The organism is Paeniroseomonas aquatica, assembly GCF_030409335.1.
Taxonomy (GTDB): Bacteria; Pseudomonadota; Alphaproteobacteria; order Acetobacterales; family Acetobacteraceae; genus Belnapia; species Belnapia aquatica.
Genome location: NZ_JAUFPN010000175.1, coordinates 1 through 9,728 on the forward strand (window position 1 = coordinate 1; position 9,728 = coordinate 9,728).

Below are 9,728 nucleotides of genomic sequence, written 5' to 3' on the forward strand. Positions count from 1 at the left end.
GCGCCGGGCGGCGCCGAGCTCGCGGCGGAGCCCGGCCAATTCCGCCTCGGCCGCCACGCGGGCGGCCGCCAGGCTCGCCAGCCGGGCCTCCTCGGCCTCCCTTGCCGCGCGCAGGCCGGCCAGGTCGCCCGCCGCGGCGGTGTCGGACGGGGCAGCGGAGATGGGCGGCGGCGGGCCGGGGGCGGCCGGAAGGCTGGCCGTGGGGACCGGTGGGCGCGGCCGCAGCCCGAGGCCCAGGGTCAGCCCGCCGGCCAGCCCCACGGCCCCGAGCGCGAGGCTGATCAGCACCAAGCGGGCGGAACGCCGCGGCGGCCGCAGCAGGGGCGGTGGAGGTTGACGCTTCAGTGGCAGGTGGAACGTGCTCATGCAATTGGACCGAGGCGCGAGGCCGGACCCTTGGGCCCGATCTCACGCTCTGGAGGTCGACGAAGCCTGGCAGGATAGCAGGTCTGGCCGCCAGGGCCAGACCTGCGGCCGCTCAATGCCGCTCGAGGACTTCCGCGGCCAGGGCCGCGGCCGGGCTCTCGGCCAGCGCCGGGTTCTCGGCGAGGCTCTGGGCGGCCAGCGCGCGGGCCATCTGGCTCAGCGCTTCCTGGTGCTTCTCATTGTCGATGAGGGCGAAGTTGCGCGCCAGCTCCAGGCACATGCGCTGGCGCGGCGACACCTCGTTGGGCTCGGCGTCGTCGGTCAGCCCCTCGAAGAACCAGGAGACGGCGACGGCGAGGACCTGGGCGATCTCGAACAGCCGGCCGGCCGAGATGCGGTTCAGGCCGCGCTCGTACTTGTGCGCCTGCTGATAGGTCACGCCGATCATGCGGGCGAGCTGCTGCTGGGACAGGCCCATCATGACCCGCCTCTCGCGGATCCTGGCGCCGACGTGACGGTCCGCCGCATTGGCCCGCTGGCCAACCTTGGCAACGGCGGCGCGTGGCGCCTCCGTATCGGTGGTCGATGGCATGGTGAATCCCTTAGGCCGATGAGTGTCTCACCTAGGGCAATGCCGTGACACCGTCCCCGTTCCACCGGGACGCGTGACGAGCGCGTGAGGTCAGCGCGGTCGAGTGCCTTCACCCCCCACGCGAGGTATCCGGTTTGGTTTTTTGCGCCTCGGCCAGCTGGCGCCGCAACAACTCGACCTCGGCCTTCAGCGACTCAACGGTCGGCGGGGCATCCGGTGCCCGGAACGGTGCGAAAAGACTCATCGCCCGTTCCATCATCGCCATGTTCTGCTTGCTGACTTCCTCGATGCTCGGGAAGGGCAGGAACCCGCCCATGGCCTGTTCCATCGAACGCCGCATCTGAACCTGCTGGCGGGCGAAGCCGTTCATGGCGACGTCGAGGTAGCGGGGCAGAACCGTCTGCAGGCTGTCCCCGTAGAAGCCGATGAGATGGCGGAGGAAGCCCTCGGGCAGCAGGTTGCGGCCCTTCGATTCTTCCTCGACGATGATCTGCGTGAGCACGGACCGGGTGATGTCGTCGCCCGACTTGGCATCATAGACCACGAAGTCCCGGCCCAGGCGGACCATGCCGGCGAGGTCCTCCAGCGTCACGTAGCTGGAGGATTCGGTATTATAGAGGCGGCGATTGGCGTATTTCTTGACCACGACGGGCTGCGTCGGCGCTGCCGAAGTCGCGTCATTCGCGGGTTCAACGCGGGCGGTGCTCTCGGCCATGACGTTTCCGATGCGGTTATTGCGTGACAGGCCTGGCAACCTAGCACGTGGCGACGGGCCGGGCGGAAGCCGGATTTTTTGCGTTGCACACCAGGGGCCGTCAGGGTCCGCCGAGGCGGGACCGGTGGAGGGGCAGGCATGCGGAAGACGACGCCGGAGCAGGCAGCGGCCGCAGCGCCGGACCCCGGGCCGGCCTCCGCACCGGCGGATGCGGCGCTGGCCGCCGCACCGGCGGATGCGGCGCTGGCCGCCGCACCGGCGGNGCTGGCCGCCGCACCGGCGGATGCGGCGCTGGCCGCCGCACCGGCGGATGCGGCACCGGCCGCCGCGCCCGGGATCGACCGGCTGGCGGAGGAATGGATAGGGCTTTGGCAGGAGGAAATCACGGCGCTGGCGGCCGACCCGGACCTCGCCGCCCTCTGGCGCCAAGCCATGGCGGCCGGCGGCGGCCTGATGGCCATGGCCCCGGCCTCGGGCCGGCGGCATGACCGGCCGCCGGGGACCGCGGCCCCTGGTGCTGCACCTGGGGCTGGCGGCGCTGCGGCGGGCGGCGACGCTGGCCAGCCTGCCGCTGGCGCAGGCGGGACCGGCGCTGGGGCCGGCGCTGGGGCCGGGGATGCCGCCGCCCTTTGGGCCCGGATCGACGGGCTGGAACGCCGGCTGGCCGCGCTCGAGGCCGGGCCGGGCGGGGATGGCGCGGATCGCCGCGGACCTCGCCGCCGGCGGCCACCGGCCTGAGGCCTTCGCCGCCGCGGTCTGGCAGGCGCTCGGGCGGGCGGATGCCGGCTTCCTCGCCGGCGTCGCCGCCTATCGCGGCCATCCCTGGCGGCGGGAGCTGGCGGACCCGCCGGCGGTCTGGGCCGAGGGCGGCAGCCGCCTGCTCGACTACGGCGGCGCCGGGCCGGTGGTGGTCTTCGTGCCCTCCCTGGTCAACCGGGCGCAGATCCTGGACCTGCTGCCCGAAGCCACGATGCTGCGCTTCCTGGCCGGGCAGGGGGTGCGGCCGCTGCTGCTGGACTGGGGCGAGCCGGGGCCGCTGGAGCGCGGCTTCGGCCTGACCGATTACGTCGCCGGCCGGCTGGAACGCGCCCTGGCCGCCGTGCCGGGACCGGTGGTGCTGGTCGGCTACTGCATGGGCGGGCTGCTGGCCCTGGCCGCGGCCCAGCGCCGGCCGGACCGGGTGCGGGCGCTGGCGCTGCTGGCGACGCCCTGGGACTTCTGGGCGGCCGACGCGGCCCAGGCCCAGGCCGTGGGCGCCCTGCTGCCGGCGCTCGAGCCGATGCTGGCGGCGCTCGGCGCGCTGCCGGTCGATGCCATCCAGGCCATCTTCGCCGGGCTCGACCCCTTCTCGATCGCTGCCAAGTACCGCGGCTTCGCCCGGGTGGACCCGGCCTCGGGGCGGGCGCGGCGCTTCGTCGCGCTGGAGGACTGGCTGAACGACGGCGTGGCGCTGGCGGCGCCGGTGGCGCGGGAGTGCCTGGCCGGCTGGTACGGCGGCAATGCCCCGGCGCGCGGGGAGTGGCGGATCGCCGGGGAGGCGGTGGTCCCGGCCCGGCTGCGGCTGCCCAGCTTCCTGGCGGTGCCGGCGCGGGACCGGATCGTGCCGCCGGCCGCGGCGCTGGCGCTGGCCGGGGTCCTGCCGGGCGCCCTGGTGCATCACGCGGCGGCGGGCCATATCGGCATGGTGGCCGGCAGCACGGCCGAGGCGGCGCTGTGGCGGCCCTTGCTCGAGTGGGTCCTGGGGCTGCCGCCATAGCCTTGCGCCTGCACCCCGCTTGTGGAGCCTCGGGGGGCGGGCCAGACTGCGCCGCAGCAATCGAGGGTGGGAGACCCCAGTCATGACCGATATCGTCATCGCTTCCGCGGCGCGCACGCCGGTCGGCAGCTTTTCCGGTGCCTTTGCCTCCATGTCGGCCCATGCCCTGGGCACCATCGCCATCCGCGCCGCGCTGGAGCGCGCCGGCGTCGCGCCCGAGGAGGTGGACGAGGTCATCCTCGGCCAGATCCTGACCGCCGGCGCCGGGCAGAACCCGGCCCGCCAGGCGGCGGTGGCCGCCGGCATCCCGGTGGAGCGCACCGCCTTCGGGATCAACCAGCTCTGCGGCTCGGGGCTCCGCGCCGTGGCGCTGGCCGCCCAGCAGATCGCGACGGGCGATGCCCGCATCGTCGTCGCCGGCGGCCAGGAGAGCATGACCCAGGCGCCGCATGCCCAGCAGCTCCGCGCCGGGCAGAAGATGGGCGACCTCGCGCTGGTCGACACCATGATCAAGGACGGGCTCTGGGACGCCTTCCACGGCTACCACATGGGCACCACCGCCGAGAACGTGGCGACCAAGTACCAGATCACCCGCGAGCAGCAGGACGAGTTCGCCGCCGCCAGCCAGGCCAAAGCGGCGGCGGCGATGCAGGCCGGGCGCTTCCGGGACGAGATCACCCCGGTCACGGTGAAGGGCCGGAAGGGCGACGTCGTCGTCTCCGACGACGAGTATCCGCGCCCCGAGACCAACCTCGCGGTGCTGCAGAAGCTGCGCCCGGCCTTCTCAAAGGACGGCACGGTGACGGCGGGCAACGCCAGCGGCATCAACGACGGCGCCGCCGCGCTGGTGGTGATGTCGGCCGAGGAGGCCAAGCGCCGCGGCATCACCCCGCTGGCGCGCATCGCCTCCTGGGCGACCGCCGGCGTCGATCCCTCGATCATGGGCACGGGGCCGATCCCGGCGAGCCGCAAGGCGCTGCAGAAGGCGGGCTGGGACATCGCCAGCCTCGACCTGATCGAGGCCAACGAGGCCTTCGCGGCGCAGGCCTGCGCGGTGAACAAGGACCTCGGCTGGGATACCTCGAAGGTGAACGTCAACGGCGGCGCGATCGCGCTCGGCCATCCGATCGGCGCGAGCGGGGCGCGGGTGCTGAACACGCTGCTGTTCGAGATGCGGCGGCGCGAGGCCAGGCGCGGCCTGGCGACGCTCTGCATCGGCGGCGGCATGGGCGTGGCGATGTGCCTCGAGCGGGTCTGATCGCCCAAGGCTGACCGAAGGGGTCGGGGGTCCTGGCGGTGCCGGGACCCCCGGCCTTTTTCATGTCAGCAGAAATGCGCCCCGCGCGTCTCCACCGGCACCATGTAGAGCGACTGGCTCGCCGTCATGTAGAGGTGGTTCCGCCGCGCCCCGCCGAAGCAGAGGTTGGCGCAGATCTCGGGCAGGCGGATCTGGCCGATGCGCTGGCCGTCCGGGGCGAAGACGTGCACCCCGTCGTAGCCCTCGCCCACCCAGCCGGCGCCGACCCACACATTGCCCGCCTCGTCGCAGCGGATGCCGTCGCCGAAGCCGGACTTGCCGCCCATCTCCATGTCGCAGAAGGTCCGCGGATTGCTCAGCCGGGCGCCGTCCACGTCGTAGACCCAGATGATGTTCTTCGCCTCTTCGTAGTGGGACTTGCCGCTGTCGGCGACGTAGAGGCGCCTGTAGTCGGGTGAGAAGCAGAGGCCGTTCGGCTTGAAGGGCTCGTCGGCGACCTTGGCCACCTGGCCGCCGGCATCGATCCGGTAGATCGCCTCCTTGATGAAGGGGCGGGGGCTGCTGGCGGATTCCGCGGTGCGGTTGCCCTCGTAGTTCATCAGCGCGCCGTAGCCGGGATCGGTGAACCAGATGGCGCCGTCCTCGGGGTGGACCACCCCGTCGTTCGGGGCGTTGAAGGCGCCGTCCGGGCCGCGCGATGCCAGCACGGTGGTGGTGCCGTTCGGCTCGTAGCGCAGCACGTCGCGGTGGAAGTGGCGGAAGGCGATCTGCCGTCCCTCGCGGTCGAAGGTATTGCCGTTGGAGAAGCCCGAGGGGCTGCGGAAGCGGCGATGGACGGAGTGGTCCTCCTCGACCATGCGCAGGCATTCGTCGTTCGGGATGTCGGACCAGATCAGGAAGCGGCCAGTGGCGTGCCAGGCGGGCCCCTCGGCCCAGCCGTAGCGGGTGCCGATGCGGCGGATGGCGGTATTGCCGAGCATCGCCTTGAAGCGCTTGGGGTCGATGGCGACGATGTCGGCATCGGGGTAGCGGACCGGGGCGGCGCCGCGGTCGTAGCTGCGCTGGGCATGGGCGGGCACGGCGGCGCCGGCGGCCAGGGCGCCGGCGAGCAGCCCCAGCGCGCGGCGCGCGATCGGTGGTGTCTCGGACATGGTGTTTCCTTCCCCAGGCCGTCTCGTGCGGACGGCCTGGGGAAGGGTCGCATGGGAGACGGTGACCGCGGCAACCCCGGCGGCGGCTGCTCGCGACCGGGTGACGTCAGCTCAGCGTCGTCAGGTCCTGGAACCAGTGCTGCGCCTGGGTGTAGCCGCGGATGGTGCGGGTCGCGACATGCGGGTTGGTGTCGTGCACGACGAAGACCAGCAGCGCCTCGTCCACCGCTTTCTCGTGCACGCGGGCCATGAGGCGGTCGACCTCGGCCGCATCGAAGGTGCTGGTCGCGGTGTCGATCAGCCGGTCCATCTCGGCGTCGCTGTAGTGGCTCCAGTTCACCCCGGTGGGGGCGACCTGCTTCGAGTGGAAGAAGCGGATCAGCGCATAGAGCGGGTCCGAGGTGACGTAGGCGACGTTGTTGGCGGTGACGTCGCGCGCCAGCTCCCCGGTCGCGCCCTGGCGCCAGCAGGTATAGAGCACCTCCAGCTCCACCGGCTTGAATTCGACCTCGATGCCGACCTCGCGCCAGGACTGCTGGACGTATTCGTTGATCGGCATCGACAGCATCTGGCCGCTGCCGCCCGTGGCCACGATGAACTTGGTCTTCAGTGGATTGCGCGTCGAATAGCCGGCCTCGGCGAGCAGGCGCCTCGCCTCGGCCGGGTCGTGCCTGATCTTGAAGCTCGGGTTGCCGAACCAGGGGGAGGTGGGGTCCACCACGCCGACCGCCGGCTTGGCCAGGCCGTTCATCAGCGCCACCACGCCGTCCCGGTCGATCGCGAGGTTGGCCGCCTTGCGCAGCCGGATGTCGCGCCAGGGCGAGCCTTCCAGCAGGCTGAGGTGGTAGTTCCAGACATGCGGCGTGACGTTCTCGATGATCCGGGCGCCGGATTGGCGGAGACGGGGGACCATGTCGGGGGCCGGGGTCTCGATGAAATCCACCTGGCCGGTCAGCAGCGCGTTGCTGCGGGTCACCGCCTCGGGCGCGCAGACCAGGATGATGCGCTCGGCCTTGGGGACGCGGGCAGGGTTCCAGTAGGCCGGGTTGCGGACCAGCTCGGCGCTGGCGCGGGGCACCAGCTTCGCCAGGCGGAAGGGGCCGGTGCCGGAGGGCTGGTCGGCGAACCTCTCCCAGCTGCGGCCGAGCTTCTCGTACTGCGCCGGGGAGGAGATGAGGAACCACAGGAGCTGGTAGGGGAAGATGCTGTCCACCGCCTTGGTGGTGACCTCGACGGTCATCGCATCCAGCTTCCGCCAGGCGGCGACGCTGGGCAGGCGCGGGCGGACCTGCGCCGCCTGGCGGTTGTCGAAATGCGGCGCCTGCGGGTTCAGCACCTTCTCGAAGTTCCAGACCACGGCATCGGCGTCGAACGCCGAGCCGTCGTGGAATGTCACGCCCTCGCGGAGCTTCAGGGTCCATTTCTTGCGGTCGGCCGGGTCGGCCTCCCAGCTGGTGGCAAGGCCGGGGACCAGCTTGCCGGGCCGGTCGGCGACGTCCATCTCCCAGGCGATCAGCGGGTCGTACAGGGTATAGCCGGTGAACTGGTAGGCGCCGGCGCCGCGGTCGGGCTGGCCGGTGGTCTGCGGGATATCGGCCATGGAGATGCCGTAGCGGATGACGCGTTCGGCCGCCTGCGCCTGCGCCGGGCTGACTGCCCAGGGGCTGGGCAGGCCGGGCAGGGCGGCGAGGCCGGAGGCGCCGAGGAGGGCGCGGCGTGACAAGGACATGCGGTGGACCCCGGGCTGGTGGATTGCCCGGGGAGAGCAAACGGCGTGCCGCCCGGCCGGGGATGCGGCCGCGGGCATGGCCGGAGGCATCAGGCGCTCTCGGCCACCACCACCCGCCGCCGCCGGCTCACGGTGGGCATCGCCCCGGCGGGGATGAGCTCGGAGAAATCCTTGGTCGCCTCCATCAGGGTGACGCCGGCGAAGCCCGGGGCCAGCCGAGCGCCGAGCCTTTCCCAGGCCATGGCGCCGCGCAGCAGCATGCGGGTCTGGAAGGGCGGCACGAAGAGCGCCGGCTCCCGCCGGATGACGGCGAACATCTGCCGCCGCAGCAGGCGCTCGAGCTGGTTGGCGGAATAGGGCTCGCCATGGCCGAAGGGGGTGCGCTCGAGATGCGCCCAGAGCCCGCGGCGGTTGGGGGTGACCACCAGCAGCCGGCCGTCGTCCTTCAGCACTCGCCAGGCCTCGCGCAGCAGGCGGCGGGCATTCTCGGCATGTTCCAGCCCATGCACCAGCAGGATCCGGTCGAAGCTGAGGTCGGGGAAGGGCAGGGCCTCGCCTTCGCCCACCGCGGTGCGGCTGGCGTCGCCGCGCGGCCAGCGCCAATGCGGCAGGTGCGCCGGGACCAGGCTGATGCAGCGGGCGGCGCCGCCCGGCACGTCGGGCCGCCAGAGCCGGAGGAAGGGGCTGGCATAGCCGAGGCCGAGCACCGCCTGGCCCGGCAGCCGGGGCCAGATCCGGCGCAGGCGGTCGCGCAGCAGCCGGGCCGCCACCAGCCCCGCCGGGGTGGCGTAGAAATCCCGCAGGCCGTGGACCTCATGACGCATGGGAGGGATATAGAGCAATCGGCCCGCCGATTTCATGGGCCAAGCACATCGGGCCTGCGTTTCCCCGCCAGCGTGGCGCGCGGGAGGCGCCGCCCCGCCGAAGGAGAAGCCGCCATGCCGGTCACCGTCACCGCCGTCCCCTGCCTGTCCGACAATTACGCCTGGATGCTGCGCGACGAGGCGACGGGCACCGTGGCCCTCTGCGATCCCGGCGAGGCCGGGCCGGTCATCGCGGCGCTGGAGGCGGCGGGCGGGCGCTGCGACCTGATCCTGCTGACCCACCACCACGGCGACCACATCGACGGCGTGGCCGGGGTCCAGGCCCGCTTCGGCTCCAGGGTGGTGGGGGCCGCGGCCGATGCGCACCGCCTGCCGAAGCTCGACGTCGTGCTGCGGCCGGGCGAGACGGTGGCCGTGGGAGCGACCCAGGGCGTGGTGATCGACACCCCCGGCCATACCGTCGGGCACATCGCCTTCCACTTCGCCGAGGGCGACGTGCTGCTCTGCGGCGATACCCTCTTCTCGCTCGGCTGCGGCCGGCTGCTGGAGGGGACGCCGGCGCAGATGCACGGCTCGCTGCAGGCGCTGGCGGCGCTGCCGGAGGCGACCCTGGTCTGCTGCGGCCATGAGTACACCGAGAGCAATGCCCGCTTCGCCCTGACGGTGGAGCCGGAGAACGCCGCGCTTGCCGCCCGCGCCGCCGAGGTGAAGGCCCAGCGCGCCGCCGGCCGGGCGACGGTGCCGACGACCCTGGCGCAGGAGAAGGCGACCAATCCCTTCCTCCGCGCCCGGGACGTGGCCCGGCTGGCGGCGATCCGCGCCGGCAAGGACAATTTCCGCTGAACCTGCGCGACCCGGGGCTGGCGGCGGCCGCGGTCATCGCCGCCCTCGGCCTCCGGCCGCACCCCGAGGGCGGGCACTACCGCGAGGTCTGGCGCGATGCCCCGGCCGGCGGCGGCCGCGGCGCGGGCACCGCCATCCTCTACCTGCTGGCGGCCGGGGAGCGCAGCCACTGGCACCGGGTCGACGCCGCCGAGGCCTGGCACTGGCATGCCGGCAGCGCCCTGGCGCTGGGGCTCTGGGCGGAGGGCCGGGGCGGCGAGGAGCGACGCCTGGGGCCCGACCTCGGCGCCGGGGAAGCGCCCTTCGCCCTGGTGCCGGCAGGCTGCTGGCAGGCGGCGCGCCCGCTCGGGGCCTGGGTGCTGGTGGGCTGCACCGTCAGCCCCGCCTTCGACTTCGCCGGCTTCGAGATGGCGCCGCCGGGCTGGTCGCCGCCCGGGGCGCCGGTCGGAGCCCCGGCCTAGGTCCTGTGGACTCTAGGGATTCCCGGATTGGCC

Annotated in this window: 10 protein-coding genes; 4 read left to right on the plus strand and 6 right to left on the minus strand. The window is 73.1% G+C overall.

Translation table 11 applies throughout. The features are described 5' to 3' along the window. The 3 genes from QWZ14_RS19040 to phaR all read right to left on the minus strand — a co-directional run. Window positions 1–366 (minus strand): hypothetical protein (locus tag QWZ14_RS19040; protein WP_456307257.1); only part of this gene is annotated, 366 nt, incomplete at its 3' end. A gap of 112 nt (window positions 367–478) precedes the next feature. Continuing rightward, a complete protein-coding gene (locus tag QWZ14_RS19045) occupies window positions 479–958 on the minus strand; it encodes a helix-turn-helix domain-containing protein (RefSeq protein WP_290318398.1) in 480 nt (159 codons plus the stop codon). 109 nt (window positions 959–1,067) lie between these two features. Continuing rightward, entirely contained in the window at window positions 1,068–1,673 is a 606-nt protein-coding gene (phaR, locus tag QWZ14_RS19050) for a polyhydroxyalkanoate synthesis repressor PhaR (RefSeq protein WP_290318399.1), read from the minus strand. Between the two features lie 691 nt (window positions 1,674–2,364). Between phaR and QWZ14_RS19055 the strand changes: the two genes are divergently transcribed. Both QWZ14_RS19055 and QWZ14_RS19060 read left to right on the plus strand, forming a co-directional pair. Further along, complete coding sequence (locus QWZ14_RS19055; protein WP_290318401.1) at window positions 2,365–3,429, plus strand: alpha/beta fold hydrolase; 1,065 nt, start codon at window positions 2,365–2,367, stop codon at window positions 3,427–3,429. A gap of 82 nt (window positions 3,430–3,511) precedes the next feature. Next, window positions 3,512–4,687, plus strand: coding sequence for an acetyl-CoA C-acetyltransferase (locus QWZ14_RS19060; RefSeq protein WP_290318402.1), 1,176 nt, complete (start codon window positions 3,512–3,514; stop codon window positions 4,685–4,687). A gap of 65 nt (window positions 4,688–4,752) precedes the next feature. Here the strand turns inward: QWZ14_RS19060 and QWZ14_RS19065 are convergent, their stop codons facing one another. The 3 genes from QWZ14_RS19065 to QWZ14_RS19075 all read right to left on the minus strand — a co-directional run bounded on the left by QWZ14_RS19065 (window position 4,753) and on the right by QWZ14_RS19075 (window position 8,391). Beyond that, window positions 4,753–5,838 (minus strand): SMP-30/gluconolactonase/LRE family protein, encoded by a 1,086-nt coding sequence (locus QWZ14_RS19065; protein WP_290318403.1) that lies wholly within the window; start codon window positions 5,836–5,838, stop codon window positions 4,753–4,755. 106 nt (window positions 5,839–5,944) lie between these two features. Then, window positions 5,945–7,567, minus strand: a complete 1,623-nt coding sequence (locus QWZ14_RS19070) for an ABC transporter substrate-binding protein (protein WP_290318404.1) — start codon at window positions 7,565–7,567, stop codon at window positions 5,945–5,947. 89 nt (window positions 7,568–7,656) lie between these two features. Beyond that, entirely contained in the window at window positions 7,657–8,391 is a 735-nt protein-coding gene (locus QWZ14_RS19075) for a class I SAM-dependent methyltransferase (RefSeq protein WP_290318405.1), read from the minus strand. Between the two features lie 114 nt (window positions 8,392–8,505). Here QWZ14_RS19075 and gloB point away from each other — a divergent pair, with 114 nt between their 5' ends. Both gloB and QWZ14_RS19085 read left to right on the plus strand, forming a co-directional pair. Continuing rightward, complete coding sequence (gene gloB, locus QWZ14_RS19080) at window positions 8,506–9,234, plus strand: hydroxyacylglutathione hydrolase (RefSeq protein ID WP_290318406.1); 729 nt, start codon at window positions 8,506–8,508, stop codon at window positions 9,232–9,234. Beyond that, a complete protein-coding gene (locus QWZ14_RS19085) occupies window positions 9,231–9,695 on the plus strand; it encodes a cupin domain-containing protein (RefSeq protein WP_290318407.1) in 465 nt (154 codons plus the stop codon). Before gloB ends, QWZ14_RS19085 begins: the two co-directional genes overlap by 4 nt. The last annotated feature ends 33 nt before the right edge of the window (window positions 9,696–9,728 follow it).